This is a genomic window from Morganella sp. Je.2.23 (genome assembly GCF_051129855.1).
Classification (GTDB): Bacteria; Pseudomonadota; Gammaproteobacteria; order Enterobacterales; family Enterobacteriaceae; genus Morganella; species Morganella sibonii.
Map to the genome: position 1 here is coordinate 1 of NZ_JBCPSQ010000008.1, position 13,711 is coordinate 13,711.

Below are 13,711 nucleotides of genomic sequence, written 5' to 3' on the forward strand. Positions count from 1 at the left end.
TTACGCTTTCCTCATTCGGTGTCAAGTATTTATTTCAGACTTTTCACCTTGTTATCTCAGCGGACTCAGCGTCCTGTGCCGTGACAACGGATGCGAATTATAGGGAGTTTTCATCTGACCGCAAGGGTTAATTTCAATTTTTTTTCCGTTCGCAGATAAAACACCCAATCAGGTTATTTTTTAGGTGATTTTGCGCTTTTTTGTACGGGTTTCAGCAGTGCAGGCAGATCCGCAATACTGTTAATCACAATATCTGCCGCCGCTTCAGCGTCTTCTGTTACCGGTTTTCCGGTGCGTACCAATACGGTTGTACCCACTTCAGCTGCACGTCCGGCCAGCATATCGTCAAGTTTATCTCCTACCATATAAGAGTTACCCATATCGATCTTCAGGTGTTTCTGCGCATCCAGCAGCATACCCGGTGCCGGTTTGCGGCAGTTACATACCTGACGAAACTTTTCAACTGTGCCTTCAGGATGATGAGGACAATAATAGATACCATCCAGATCAACGCCGCGATCCGCCAGAGACCAGTCCATCCACTCGGTCAGATGCATAAACTGATCTTCGGTAAACATACCCCGGGCGATACCTGACTGGTTTGTGACTATGATTAAGGCATAGCCCATCTGTTTGATGGCCTGCATTGCTTCAATCGCGTTTTCGATAAACCGGAAATCATCAATCTCATGGAGATAGCCGGTGTCTGCGTTAATGGTGCCGTCTCTGTCCAGAAATACTGCGGGGATACCCATGGTTACACTCTTAGTCCGTCATCAATAATGTATTTAGTATCGCTTATTTGATGAGGAATGAGAATGCGGCCTGATAACTAAATCCTGTTGACTTAGCCGTCCAGACATCTTAACATCCGAAAATCATCTGGTGAACAACCAGTTTCACGTAACAAGGTAATAATAATTACATGATAAAGCTGACGAATATAAATAAGGTTTTTCAGCAGGGTCATCGCGAAATACAGGCACTTTCTGATATTAACCTGCACGTCCCGCAAGGGCAGATTTACGGAGTGATCGGTGCTTCCGGCGCCGGAAAAAGTACGCTTATACGCTGTGTGAACATGCTGGAACGGCCGACATCCGGACAAGTACTCGTCGGCGACCGTGATCTCACTAAGATGAACGATAAAGAGTTAACCCGTGCCCGTCGCAGCATCGGTATGATTTTTCAGCATTTTAATCTGTTATCTTCCCGCACCGTGTTCGGGAACATCGCTCTGCCGCTGGAACTTGATCGCGTCCCGGCTGCGGAAATTGAAAAGCGGGTTGTGAAACTGCTTGATCTGGTCGGCCTGACCGACAAGCGGGATGCTTACCCGGCGAATCTGTCCGGTGGTCAGAAGCAGCGTGTTGCCATCGCCCGTGCGCTGGCAAATGAACCTGAGGTTTTGCTGTGTGATGAAGCCACCAGCGCACTGGATCCGGCAACCACCCGTTCGATTCTGGAGCTGCTGAAAGATATCAACCGCCGGCTGGAGTTAACTATCCTGCTGATCACCCATGAAATGGATGTGGTAAAACGCATTTGTGACCAGGTGGCGGTTATCAGCGGCGGGCAGCTGATTGAACAAAATACGGTGAGTGAAGTGTTCTCTCATCCGAAAACCCCGGTGGCGCAGGCATTTATTGAGTCTACTCTGCACCTGGATGTACCGGAAGATTATCTGGCACGTCTGAAACCGGAACCGGCGGAAGGACTGGGACCACTGCTGAAACTGGAGTTTGGTGGTCAGTCCGTTGATGCGCCGCTGATCTCGATTGCGTCACGCAAGTTCAATATTGATATCAGCATCCTGAGCTCTCAGATGGATTATGCGGGCGGTGTGAAATTTGGTGTCATGCTGGCAGAGCTGGACGGCAACAGCCCGCAGGATGTTGAAGCGGCCATTGATTTTCTGAAAGAACACCACGTAAAAACAGAGGTTCTCGGTTATGTCTGAAGGAATGATTTTACTGTTAATTAAAGGCATCTGGGAAACCCTGGTCATGACATTTGCATCCGGTTTCCTGGGATTTTTAATCGGCCTGCCGGTGGGGGTACTGTTATATATCACCCGTTCGGGTCAGATTGCAGATAATAAAAGCCTGTACCGGATACTGTCCGTACTGGTCAATATTTTCCGTGCGATCCCGTTCATTATCTTACTGGTGTGGATGATTCCGTTTACCCGGTTAGTTGTTGGTACATCTATCGGGTTACAAGCGGCGATTGTTCCTCTGACTGTCGGTGCGGCACCGTTTATTGCCCGCATGGTGGAAAACGCCCTGCTGGAGATACCGTCAGGTCTGATCGAAGCATCCCGCTCAATGGGTGCCACACCACTGCAGATTGTCAGCAAGATCCTGCTGCCGGAAGCGTTACCGGGACTGATTAACGCAGCGACTATTACGCTGATCACACTCGTGGGTTACTCTGCGATGGGTGGTGCAGTTGGTGCCGGCGGGTTAGGTCAGATTGGTTATCAGTATGGTTATGTCGGATATAACGCTGTTGTTATGAATACGGTATTGGCATTGCTGGTTGTTTTGGTCTTTATTATTCAGGTATGTGGTGATCGCCTGGTTAAAGCGGTAACCCACAAGTAAAACACTCTCCGCGCCGCACTGACTGCGAACGCGTATTACACAGAACGAGGAAAAAAAAGATGGCTTTTAAATTAAAATCGCTTGTCGTTGCCGGGGCTTTGCTGGGTTCATTAGTACTGGCGGGTTGCGGACAGAATGAAAAAGATCCGAAAAGTGTCAAAGTCGGCGTGATTGTCGGTGCTGAACAGCAGGTGGCGGAAGTGGCGAAGAAAGTTGCCAAAGACAAATACGGTCTGAATGTCGAGCTGGTTACTTTCAATGACTATGTCATGCCGAATGAAGCGCTCAGCCGTGGTGATATCGACCTGAACGCATTCCAGCATAAGCCGTACCTGGATCAGCAGATTAAAGATCGTAACTATAAGTTAACCACTGTAGGTAATACCTTTGTTTATCCGATTGCCGGTTATTCAAAGAAAATCAAATCACTGGATGAATTACAGGACGGTGCTCAAATCGCCCTGCCGAATGACCCGACCAACCTCGGCCGTTCACTGCTGTTATTACAGAAGCAGGGATTGATCAAACTGAAAGAAGGCACCGGTCTGCTGCCGACCGTTCTTGATGTGGCTGAAAACCCGAAAGGTCTGAAACTGATTGAGCTGGAAGCCCCGCAGCTGCCACGTTCACTGGATGATAATAAGATCGACCTGGCCGTGATCAACACGACCTACGCCAGCCAGATCAATTTAACCCCAGCTAAAGACGGCTTATTTGTCGAGGATAAAGATTCACCTTACGTCAACATTATTGTCTCCCGTGAAGATAATAAAGACAGCGAAGCTGTGAAACAATTTGTTCAGGCGTATCAGTCAGATGAAGTCTTTAACGAAGCAGATAAAGTCTTCAACGGCGGTGCGGTGAAAGGCTGGTAAAAGACAGGGAATTCAGAATAACCTCTAAATCCTTTTCTCTTTAATCAAAGAATATTACACTGAGGGTGAACAATTGTTCACCCTTTTTGTTTTGCTATGAACATTAAATGCTCTCTTATAAATAATAATACTTCATCTTCTCTTACTTTTCTGTTTTGTACAGCCAGAGGATTTCTTTCCATGCGAGTGCTTATTATCAGCCTGCTTGCTCTTCTTATGGCGGGATGTTCTTTCCGTCAGAGTCATTCTGAGCAGGAACAAGCGCAATATGCCGATATGCGGCTGAAAAAACCGGCCGGTAAAAAAGCCAAATCAACATCCGCAGCATCACGCGTCAAACTCTATACCCGCCCGGAAGAATTGCTGGGTAAACCTTTCCGTGACCTTGGCGTGGTTTTGGGTCAGAATTGCCCGGAAGCGGCAAAATCTGCACAGTCCGGTATTCCGGCAGCCCGGAAGCAAATGCTCTACCGGGCCGGAAAACTGAAAGCAGATGCCGTGTTACTCCATCAGTGTGCCGTGACACCCGCGCAGGGTTGTAAGCAACTGACGGTATGTGAAGGTACTGCGATTAAGGTTGATGATGTCTGAGTTTTCATTTTCCCCCGTGGGTTTTATCCGCTCACCGTGGCAGGAAAAATTTGCGATCCCGCGCCAGCCCGGGCTGGTTGAAGACGGAACAGGGGAGCTGCACTTTGTTGCACCCTATAATCACGCCGATTGCGTGCGCGGACTGGAACAATTCAGTCACGTGTGGGTTATCTTTGTCTTCCATGATATTCCGGCAGGCAGCTGGCGTCCGCTCGTACGTCCGCCGCGCCTTGGCGGTAATGCCAAAATGGGCGTGTTTGCCACCCGCTCCACTTTCCGCCCGAATCCGGTCGGAATGTCGCTGGTTGAACTGAAAGAAGTCTGTTACGACGGCGATACCGCCTACCTTTCTCTCGGTAGTCTGGATCTGCTTAACGGCACACCCGTGCTGGATATCAAACCCTATCTGCCTTATGCTGAATCCGTCCCCGGAGCACTGGCCGGTTTTGCTCAGGAAGAGCCCCCGGCGGATATGCCGGTCGTATTCAGTACTGCGGCACAGCAATTCATAACGGCTCAGGCCGCACAATATCCTGATCTGGCCCGTTTTATCACTCAGGTACTGGCGCAGGACCCGCGCCCGGCGTATAAAAAACAACAGGCTGACGATAAAATCTATGCCGTCCACCTGCTGGATTTAAATGTCCGCTGGCATATCCGTGATGGCGTAACCGAAGTCATCAGTCTGGAAAAACGCTAAAACGCGATTCCCCTCTTTTGGGGCGCGGCAGTCACTGGTAAACTGTCAGGCTTAATTTCACTTCTGCGCAGAATACCTCTGCGATAAGACATGTTTGTCGTTCTAATGGAACCTAAATAATGCGTACTACCCAATATCTGCTCTCTACTCTGAAAGAGACCCCTGCTGACGCCGAAGTGGTCAGTCATCAGCTGATGCTGCGCGCCGGGATGATCCGTAAACTTGCCTCAGGTCTGTACAACTGGATGCCGACCGGTGTCCGCGTATTACGCAAAGTTGAGAAGATCGTGCGTGAAGAGATGGAAAATGCCGGTTCGCTGGAAATTTCCATGCCGGTCGTTCAGCCCGCAGATTTATGGCTGGAGAGCGGACGCTGGGAACAGTACGGTCCGGAGCTGCTCCGTATCACCGATCGCGGCGATCGCCAGTTTGTACTGGGTCCTACGCACGAAGAAGTGGTCACGGATATTATCCGTAACGAAGTGACATCTTATAAACAGCTGCCGCTGAATGTGTTCCAGATCCAGACTAAATTCCGTGATGAAGTTCGTCCGCGTTTTGGCGTGATGCGCTCCCGTGAATTTATCATGAAAGATGCGTACTCTTTCCACCTGACCCAGGATTCACTGCAGGAAACGTACGATACGATGTATCAGGCGTACAGCAAGATCTTCAACCGTATCGGGCTGGATTTCCGTGCGGTAATGGCAGATACCGGCTCTATCGGCGGAAGTGCATCCCACGAATTCCAGGTACTGGCGCAGAGCGGTGAAGATGATGTTATTTTCTCTTCTGAATCAGATTACGCAGCCAATATTGAGCTGGCAGAAGCGGTCTGCAATATCACTGAGCGCCCTGCGCCGCAGAAAGCGATGGAACTGGTTGATACACCAAACGCGAAAACTATCGCGGAGCTGGTTGAACAGTTTAATCTGCCGGTTGAAAAAACCGTCAAAACCCTGATCGTTCACGGTAGTAAAGAGAGCGGTCACAAACTGGTTGCACTGCTGGTGCGCGGCGATCACGAACTCAACGAAGTGAAAGCGGAAAAACACCCGCTGGTTGCCGCTCCGCTGGAATTTGCAACCGAAGAAGAGATCCGCACAGCCCTGAATGCCGGTCCGGGTTCACTGGGACCGGTTAATCTGCCGCTGCCGGTGGTGGCTGACCGTACCGTTGCCATGATGAGTGATTTCGGTGCCGGTGCAAATATCGACGGCAAACACTATTTCGGTATCAACTGGGAGCGTGATGCCGCTCTGCCGGAAGTCGCTGATATCCGTAATGTGGTCGCCGGTGACCCGAGCCCGGACGGCAAAGGCACACTGATGATCAAACGCGGGATTGAAGTCGGTCATATCTTCCAGCTCGGTAAAAAATATTCCGAAGCACTGAAAGCGACAGTTCAGAATGAAGCCGGTCACAATGAAGTCGTCTTTATGGGTTGTTACGGCATCGGGGTGACCCGTATTGTCGCGGCAGCGATTGAGCAGAACTTCGATGATCGCGGTATTATCTGGCCGGATGCCATTGCTCCGTTCCAGGTTGCGCTGCTGCCGATGAATATGCACAAGTCTTACCGCGTGAAAGAAGTGGCGGAGAAACTCTACGCAGACCTGACCGCTCAGGGTATTGAAGTGATCTTTGATGACCGTAAAGAGCGTCCGGGTGTGATGTTTGCGGATATGGAACTGATGGGTATCCCGCATACTATCGTTATCGGCGATCGTAACCTCGACAGCGGTGTGGTGGAATACAAATACCGCCGCAGCGAAGATAAATCCCTGATCGCACTGGATGATATTGTCAGTGTGCTGAAAGAGAAAATCATTACTGCCTGATTATCAGCGCGGTGAATGCAAAAAGGCTGAACATTTGTTCAGCCTTTTTTATTTCTGCCGGATTCCGGAGAACTTACTGACAGCTGCGTGATTTATCCAGTACAGATTTACCGGTCTGAATCAGCGCCTGATCAAACTGACCGTCTTCCATGGACGGACGGATGGTGTAATACCCTTCCACTTCCAGATAGACCGGTTTGCCGCCTTCGACACCCAGCTTACCGTAGCCCTGCTCTAAACCAATATTGCCCGGCACCGAGTAAACCACGCCGGTCTGACAATCTTTAAAGGTTGCCGCATCGGCCATATAGCGGTATTCGCCTTTCAGCTGTAATGGTTTCACCATTTTCAGGGTGTAGTTCATGTCTGATTTGACCGGATTGCCGTCAATATCCAGCATCACCAGCGATTTATCCTGCGGATCATAATAGGCACGCTGCCCGGCGGTATCGGTCAGACGCAGTTTTTCACCGTCTTTCGCCCAGGTGCCGGTTTCAAAGAAGGTCTGGTTGCCATCACGGGTTTGCAGATAAGTGCGCTGCATAACATAAGTGCCGTCACCTTCCAGTAAAACGGTCACATCCATGCCGGAGCAATCCGCACACGGAACCACGCCGTTATACGCACGATCAAGAACATGGACTTCCGGTGCCGGTGGCACAACGACTGTCGAACTACAGGCCGTAATGCTGAAAATACCTGCTGCCAATAAGAGTTTTGTTAGATTTTTCATGTATTCCCCCTGAACATCTGATGAGGTAATGTTAGCAAAAGGATTGTCAGTTTTTGTATATTCATACGTTTTCAGACAATTACGCATTTTTATTTTTAAATTGGCAATGATTTTATCCAAAACAGTGATAAACAGTATGTTTTGCTGATAATAAAATGTAATCAGTAATAGCCAATATGATAACTATGATATAGTCTTCCCGGAGCGATGAGGCTATTTGAATAACCATCCGCGGATGATACCGCGAGCGAAAGTATGGTGAGGGAATATGTCTGCAGAAAATGAATATCAACCAATTAATTGTGATGACTATGACAACCTCGAACTGGCCTGCCAGCATCATATGGTACTGGAAGTGACCTTACAGGGGGGCGATGTTCTGACAGGAAAAGCGACCGATTTGGTGCTCCGGAAGAAAGTGGAATACCTTGTTGTCACGATTGACAACGAATTACGGGAGCTTCGTCTGGACGCCATTGTCAGCTTCAGTCATCCCGACCTGGGAACAGTGGTTATTGATCACTCACCGTCCTGAATAACTCTGCAACCCCGTCCGCGGGGTTGTTTTTTTCCTGCATAATCATCAGTTCTGCCTCATCCGCTTCCCCCTCTTTCGTCACAAAGACCCCGACCGCCGCAATCAGCGTATCGTTATACCAGAGAAGCGGTGTACGTTCGCGCAGCCAGGGGGCAACACCGGATTCCTGCCACAGCTTTTTGGCGGAACGCCCGCGATCACGTCCGCTGATATGATAATGCCCCTGCAAACCGAACCGGACAGTCACCTGCTCATCCGGGCGCGGCGGGCGCACCACAGATACCACATCCTGCGGATTGAGCGTTTCCGCCACCCGCAAAATTCCGGCATCATCCGGCAATGACAAAGCAGAATGAAGATCCCACGGCAGGCAATATGCGGATAACCCTGCGGTTTTCTCCGTCACATACAGTTTGTTCTGATAGCGGCGGATAGTGACCGGTTTCAGACAGTACCCCGGTTCGGCATCCGGTTTTGCCAGTGCCACTTCCTGCCAGAGTAACGTCAGCTGGTGTTGTGACGGCATCTGCACACCACAGTGTTTCAGCCAGCGGCGCAGTACCGCGTTGCGTTTTGCCGTTCCGGCACTGAGCAGCGGGATAAAAGACAGGCCATTATCAGAACCGGTTAACTGCGTGAGTTCCGGTTGCAGAAGTTCATCCAGCAGGGCTTCCTGTTCGCCGCAAAGCGCAGCACTGCGGGATACCACCTGCGCGAAATGCGGCCAGCGGGCATTCAGTTGCGGTAATACCTCATGACGCAGGAAATTGCGGTCATAGCGGATATCCTGATTGCTGTCATCTTCCACCCGGGAAAGGTGATGATACGCCGCATACTGTTCGAGCTGAGCGCGGCTGAAGGTAAGTAACGGGCGGATCAGCAGATTACGGCCAAATGGCATCTGTTCCGGCATGGCGGACAAACCGGCAGGGCCGCTGCCGCGTTTTAAGGCGAGGAAAAAGGTTTCGCTCTGATCGTCCAGATGCTGGGCAGTCACCAGCACCTCATCCGGGGCGATCACATCACGGAATGCCTGATAACGGGCATCTCTGGCGGCGGCTTCAATCCCTTTTTTACGGGGATCCACCTGTACGCGGCACACCTGAAACGGAACAGACAGTGTCCCGCAGAATGTCCGGCAGTGCTCCGCCCAGCCATCCGCCAGCGGGTTTAATCCGTGATGAATGTGGACTGCCCGCAACCGCAGCGCAGGACGTTCAGCAGCCTGCCACTGCCGCAGAGCATGCAGCAGGACAACAGAATCAAGCCCGCCGCTCAGCCCCGCCAGTATTGCCTGCTGGGAGGCAAACACACGGCGGAACACGGCAGACAGTGACTCACAAAAGGCAGTATCCACAACCGGTTATCAGCAGTAGCCGTAGCTCATCAGGCGCTCATAGCGGCGATTCACCAGCGATTCACTGTCCAGTTTATCCAGCTCTGCCAGATCAGACAGGATCTGCGCTTTCAGGGATGCGGCAACCGCTTCATAATCACGGTGCGCGCCGCCCAGCGGCTCAGGGATCACATTGTCGATCAGTTTCAGTTCTTTCAGACGCGGAGCGGTGATCCCCATTGCTTCTGCCGCGATTGGCGCTTTATCCGCGCTTTTCCACAGAATAGAGGCACAGCCTTCCGGTGAAATCACAGAATATGTGCTGTATTGCAGCATATTCACTTTGTCACCGACAGCAATTGCCAGCGCGCCGCCGGAACCGCCTTCCCCGACCACAGTACAGACAGCCGGTACTTTCAGACGGGACATTTCACGCAGGTTGCGGGCGATCGCTTCAGACTGACCGCGTTCTTCCGCACCCACGCCCGGATAAGCGCCCGGGGTGTCGATAAAGGTGATCACCGGCAGATTAAAGCGTTCGGCCAGTTCCATCAGGCGCAGTGCCTTGCGGTAACCTTCCGGTGCCGGCATGCCGAAGTTACGACGAATTTTTTCTTTGGTTTCACGGCCTTTCTGATGGCCGATAATCATCACCGGACGACCGTCGAGACGGGCAATCCCGCCGACAATCGCTTTGTCATCCGCATATGCGCGGTCGCCTGCCAGTTCCTGAAAATCGGTAAAGATCAGTTTGACGTAATCCAGGGTATACGGACGACGCGGATGGCGTGCCAGCTGAGCTATCTGCCATGCACCCAGGTCAGCGAAAATCTTACGTGTCAGTTCCAGACTCTTCGCCCGTAAGCGTTCAACTTCTTCGTCAAGATTGATATCGAGTGATTCATCCTGGCGGCTGACCGCGGTCAGCGAATCAATTTTCGCCTCTAACTCGGCAATCGGCTGTTCAAAATCCAGAAAATTAAGACTCATAATGTTCCTATTTTAGTCAAATTCTAATTCTACCTGCTCATTACCCAGCAGAGTCCGCAGATCTGTCAGAAGGGTATCGGTCGGAGTAACCCGCCAGGTGGCACCGAAACGCATCCGCGCTCTGGCATCGTCCTTCTGGTAATAAAGGTGAACCGGTATTGTCCCAGAGCGGTGCGGTTCAAGTGCACCGCGCAACCGGTGCAGCAGTTGTTCGTCAATTTGCCTGTCCGTAAGCGAGATAGCAAGCCCGCGTGCATATTTTTCGCGTGCTTCACTGATATCCAGCAGTTCCCTGACCACCATTTTAAGCCCGCCGCTGAAATCATCAAAGCTGACCTGCCCGGAGGCGATCAGAATGCGATCCTGTTCAAGCAGGTGCTGGTAACGTTCCAGTGCATCGGAAAATAGCATAATTTCCAGCCGGCCGGAACGATCATCGAGGGTACAGACACCAATCCGGTTTCCCCGTTTGGTGGTAATCACCTTGGAAGCCAGCACCAGACCAACCACCGTGGTCATCTGACCGCGGGGCGTCGGGTTAACATCTTTCAGGCGCAAACCATGAGTATAGCGCTCAATTTCTTTCAGATAACGGTTTATCGGGTGTCCGGTAAGATACAACCCGAGCGTTTCCCGCTCTCCTTCGAGGATAATTTCTTCCTGCCATTTCGGAATATTGGCATAAGAACGTTCCACCTGTTCCGGCGCCTCCGCCAGTACCCCGAACATATCCGCCTGACCGGTGGCTTCCGCTTTGGCGTGCTGATCCGCTGCTTTCAGCGCATCCTCCAGCGAGGACATCAGCGCGGCACGATGCGGGCCCAGCCGGTCAAACGCGCCGGACATAATGAGTTTTTCCATTACACGGCGGTTCAGTTTTTTGATGTCAGTGCGGGCACACAAATCAAAGATATCCTTGAAATGTCCGTCTTTACGGGCTTCCAGAATCGCTTCAATCGGCCCTTCACCGACACCTTTAATCGCGCCGATACCATAGACTATCTCACCTTCATCATTGACATGGAAGTGATACAGTCCGCTGTTGATATCCGGCGGCAATACTTTCAGCCCCATCCGCCAGCATTCGTCCACCAGCCCGACAACTTTTTCCGTATTATCCATATCCGCTGTCATTACAGCGGCCATAAATTCAGCCGGATAGTGCGCCTTGAGCCACAGTGTCTGATAGGAAACCAGTGCGTAAGCGGCGGAGTGAGATTTGTTAAACCCGTAACCGGCGAATTTTTCCACCAGGTCAAAGATCTTCATGGACAGTTCGGCATCCACGCCGTTTTTCACTGCGCCCTCTTCAAATACCGAGCGCTGTTTTGCCATCTCTTCCGGCTTTTTCTTACCCATCGCACGACGCAGCATATCCGCGCCGCCCAGCGTATAGCCCGCCAGCACCTGGGCAATCTGCATCACCTGTTCCTGATACAGAATAATACCGTACGTCGGTTCCAGTACCGGTTGCAGGGACTCATGCTGCCATTCCACATCCGGGTAAGAGATAGCCTCCCGTCCGTGTTTACGGTCGATAAAGTTATCCACCATGCCCGACTGCAGCGGGCCGGGACGGAATAGCGCCACCAGGGCTATCATATCTTCAAAGCTGTCCGGACGCAGACGTTTGATCAGATCTTTCATGCCGCGGGATTCAAGCTGGAAAACCGCAGTGGTTTCCGAGCGTTGCAGCATATCAAAGCTTTTCTGGTCATCGAGCGGGATAGCCGCGATATCAACCGGCGGCTTACCTTTTTTCTCGTTGCGCGGGTTAATCATCCCCAGCGCCCAGTCGATAATCGTCAGCGTACGCAGGCCGAGGAAGTCGAATTTCACCAGACCGGCATATTCCACGTCGTTTTTATCAAACTGAGTGACCGGGTTATTCCCCTCCGGGTCGCAGTAAAGCGGCGCGAAATCCGTAATTTTTGTCGGTGCGATCACCACACCACCGGCGTGTTTACCGGCGTTACGCGTTACCCCTTCCAGGATACGCGCCATGTCGATCAGCGCCCTGACTTCTTCATCGGCTTCATACACTTCGCCGAGCTGCGGCTCTGCCGCAAAGGCTTTTTCCAGTGTCATGCCCGGATCAGGCGGCACCAGTTTAGAGATCCTGTCGACAAACCCGTACGGATGCCCCAGTACACGACCGACATCGCGGATCACCGCTTTTGCGGCCATGGTACCGAAAGTAATGATCTGAGAAACCGCATCACGACCGTACATTTCTGCCACGTGATCAATCACGCGGTCACGTTTTTCCATACAGAAGTCGACGTCGAAGTCAGGCATGGAAACACGTTCCGGGTTCAGGAACCGTTCGAACAGGAGGTCGAACTCCAGCGGGTCCAGATCGGTGATTTTCAGGGAGTACGCCACCAGTGAACCGGCACCGGAACCACGTCCCGGACCTACCGGCACATTGTTATCCTTCGACCACTGGATAAACTCCATCACGATCAGGAAGTAGCCGGGGAAGCCCATCTGGTTGATCACTTTCAGTTCAATATCCAGACGCTCGTCATATTCCGGGCGGCGCTGCGCGCGCACTTCCGGGTCAGGGAACAGGAACGCCAGGCGCTCCTCCAGTCCCTCTTTCGAGCGTTTGACCAGATAATCTTCCGTGCTCATATCCCCGGTCGGGAACTGCGGCAGGAAATACTCGCCGAGACGGATAGTGACGTTACAACGCTTAGCAATTTCGACGCTGTTCTGCAGTGCTTCCGGGATATCGGCGAATAACTCGCACATCTCGTCCTCACTGCGCAGATATTGCTGAGGGCTGTAGAGTTTCGGACGTTTCGGGTCCGCTAATGTATAACCATCGTGAATAGCAACGCGGATTTCATGGGCGTCAAAATCTTCACTGCTGATAAAGCGGACATCATTGGTCGCTACCACCGGCAGGGATTTCTCTGTCGCCAGCTGTACAGCGGCATGCAGATAGCTTTCCTCATCCTGGCGGCCGGTGCGGATAAGCTCCAGATAGAAGCTGTCCGGGAAATGGGTCTGCCAGAATTCCAGCGCCTGATCCACCAGCACGCTGTTACCGCGCAGCAGAAATTTACCGACATCCCCTTTACGTCCGCCGGAGAGAATAATCAACCCGTCTTTGTGATTAACCAGCCAGTCGCGCTGAATGGTCGGCCCCTGCGCACCGTAGCCATTCTGGTAGGCTTCTGAGATAAGCAGGGTCAGGTTCTGATAACCGGTGTTATTGCGTGCCAGAATCGTGAGCGAAGCCAGTTCGTCACCCAGCAGTTCGCTTTCCATCAGGAAATCCGCGCCGACAATCGGTTTCACCCCGGCGCCGTGCGCACTGCCATAAAATTTCACCAGCCCGCACAGGTTGGTAAAATCCGTAATCGCCATCGCCGGCATATTCATCGACGCCACTTTTTTGACCAGCGGCCCGGTTTTCGCCAGCCCGTCGATCATGGAATAGTCGCTGTGAATATTAAGATGAATAAAACGCGGTTCCGCCATTACGCCATC

At 51.8% G+C, this 13,711-nt stretch carries 12 protein-coding genes; 7 read left to right on the forward strand and 5 right to left on the reverse strand.

Annotated elements, in window-relative coordinates:
- Positions 1–173: 173 nt before the first annotated feature.
- Positions 174–755, reverse strand: coding sequence for a D-glycero-beta-D-manno-heptose 1,7-bisphosphate 7-phosphatase (gmhB, locus tag AAZR23_RS18425; protein ID WP_434694266.1), 582 nt, complete (start codon positions 753–755; stop codon positions 174–176).
- A 170-nt stretch (positions 756–925) separates the two neighbouring features.
- Here gmhB and metN point away from each other — a divergent pair, with 170 nt between their 5' ends.
- The 6 genes from metN to proS all read left to right on the forward strand — a co-directional run bounded on the left by metN (position 926) and on the right by proS (position 6,613).
- Complete coding sequence (gene metN, locus AAZR23_RS18430) at positions 926–1,960, forward strand: methionine ABC transporter ATP-binding protein MetN (protein ID WP_107680620.1); 1,035 nt, start codon at positions 926–928, stop codon at positions 1,958–1,960.
- Entirely contained in the window at positions 1,953–2,606 is a 654-nt protein-coding gene (locus AAZR23_RS18435) for a methionine ABC transporter permease MetI (protein ID WP_166707009.1), read from the forward strand. Before metN ends, AAZR23_RS18435 begins: the two co-directional genes overlap by 8 nt.
- A 59-nt stretch (positions 2,607–2,665) precedes the next feature.
- On the forward strand, positions 2,666–3,481 hold the full coding sequence (locus AAZR23_RS18440; RefSeq protein WP_107680621.1) for a MetQ/NlpA family lipoprotein: 816 nt from the start codon (positions 2,666–2,668) through the stop codon (positions 3,479–3,481).
- A 180-nt stretch (positions 3,482–3,661) separates the two neighbouring features.
- Positions 3,662–4,072, forward strand: coding sequence for an Rcs stress response system protein RcsF (gene rcsF / locus AAZR23_RS18445; RefSeq protein WP_052926363.1), 411 nt, complete (start codon positions 3,662–3,664; stop codon positions 4,070–4,072).
- Positions 4,065–4,772: a tRNA (N6-threonylcarbamoyladenosine(37)-N6)-methyltransferase TrmO gene (gene tsaA / locus AAZR23_RS18450; RefSeq protein WP_166708909.1), complete on the forward strand. Its 708-nt coding sequence runs from the start codon at positions 4,065–4,067 to the stop codon at positions 4,770–4,772. Before rcsF ends, tsaA begins: the two co-directional genes overlap by 8 nt.
- 119 nt (positions 4,773–4,891) lie before the next feature.
- Positions 4,892–6,613, forward strand: coding sequence for a proline--tRNA ligase (gene proS, locus AAZR23_RS18455; RefSeq protein WP_349417502.1), 1,722 nt, complete (start codon positions 4,892–4,894; stop codon positions 6,611–6,613).
- Between the two features lie 73 nt (positions 6,614–6,686).
- Here proS and nlpE read toward each other — a convergent pair whose 3' ends face one another.
- A complete protein-coding gene (gene nlpE, locus AAZR23_RS18460) occupies positions 6,687–7,346 on the reverse strand; it encodes an envelope stress response activation lipoprotein NlpE (protein WP_046892806.1) in 660 nt (219 codons plus the stop codon).
- Between the two features lie 268 nt (positions 7,347–7,614).
- Between nlpE and rof the strand changes: the two genes are divergently transcribed.
- Positions 7,615–7,881: a Rho-binding antiterminator gene (rof, locus tag AAZR23_RS18465; RefSeq protein ID WP_046892795.1), complete on the forward strand. Its 267-nt coding sequence runs from the start codon at positions 7,615–7,617 to the stop codon at positions 7,879–7,881.
- Here rof and tilS read toward each other — a convergent pair.
- Genes tilS through dnaE form a run of 3 tightly spaced genes read right to left on the reverse strand, consistent with a single transcriptional unit; the run spans position 7,859 to position 13,702 of the window.
- On the reverse strand, positions 7,859–9,241 hold the full coding sequence (tilS, locus tag AAZR23_RS18470) for a tRNA lysidine(34) synthetase TilS (protein ID WP_434694269.1): 1,383 nt from the start codon (positions 9,239–9,241) through the stop codon (positions 7,859–7,861). The genes rof and tilS overlap by 23 nt on opposite strands.
- Positions 9,242–9,250: 9 nt before the next feature.
- Positions 9,251–10,210: an acetyl-CoA carboxylase carboxyl transferase subunit alpha gene (accA, locus tag AAZR23_RS18475; protein WP_166707006.1), complete on the reverse strand. Its 960-nt coding sequence runs from the start codon at positions 10,208–10,210 to the stop codon at positions 9,251–9,253.
- Positions 10,211–10,222: 12 nt separating this feature from the next.
- Positions 10,223–13,702, reverse strand: a complete 3,480-nt coding sequence (dnaE, locus tag AAZR23_RS18480) for a DNA polymerase III subunit alpha (RefSeq protein WP_166707005.1) — start codon at positions 13,700–13,702, stop codon at positions 10,223–10,225.
- Between the last annotated feature and the right edge of the window lie 9 nt (positions 13,703–13,711).

What these genes read in the sequence shown, in the direction of transcription:
- gmhB (WP_434694266.1), bottom strand. Translation starts at nt 755, where the DNA reads ATGGGTATCCCCGCAGTATTTCTGGACAGAGACGGCACCATTAACGCA.
- metN (WP_107680620.1), top strand. Translation starts at nt 926, where the DNA reads ATGATAAAGCTGACGAATATAAATAAGGTTTTTCAGCAGGGTCATCGC.
- AAZR23_RS18435 (WP_166707009.1), top strand. Translation starts at nt 1,953, where the DNA reads ATGTCTGAAGGAATGATTTTACTGTTAATTAAAGGCATCTGGGAAACC.
- AAZR23_RS18440 (WP_107680621.1), top strand. Translation starts at nt 2,666, where the DNA reads ATGGCTTTTAAATTAAAATCGCTTGTCGTTGCCGGGGCTTTGCTGGGT.
- rcsF (WP_052926363.1), top strand. Translation starts at nt 3,662, where the DNA reads ATGCGAGTGCTTATTATCAGCCTGCTTGCTCTTCTTATGGCGGGATGT.
- tsaA (WP_166708909.1), top strand. Translation starts at nt 4,065, where the DNA reads ATGTCTGAGTTTTCATTTTCCCCCGTGGGTTTTATCCGCTCACCGTGG.
- proS (WP_349417502.1), top strand. Translation starts at nt 4,892, where the DNA reads ATGCGTACTACCCAATATCTGCTCTCTACTCTGAAAGAGACCCCTGCT.
- nlpE (WP_046892806.1), bottom strand. Translation starts at nt 7,346, where the DNA reads ATGAAAAATCTAACAAAACTCTTATTGGCAGCAGGTATTTTCAGCATT.
- rof (WP_046892795.1), top strand. Translation starts at nt 7,615, where the DNA reads ATGTCTGCAGAAAATGAATATCAACCAATTAATTGTGATGACTATGAC.
- accA (WP_166707006.1), bottom strand. Translation starts at nt 10,210, where the DNA reads ATGAGTCTTAATTTTCTGGATTTTGAACAGCCGATTGCCGAGTTAGAG.
- dnaE (WP_166707005.1), bottom strand. Translation starts at nt 13,702, where the DNA reads ATGGCGGAACCGCGTTTTATTCATCTTAATATTCACAGCGACTATTCC.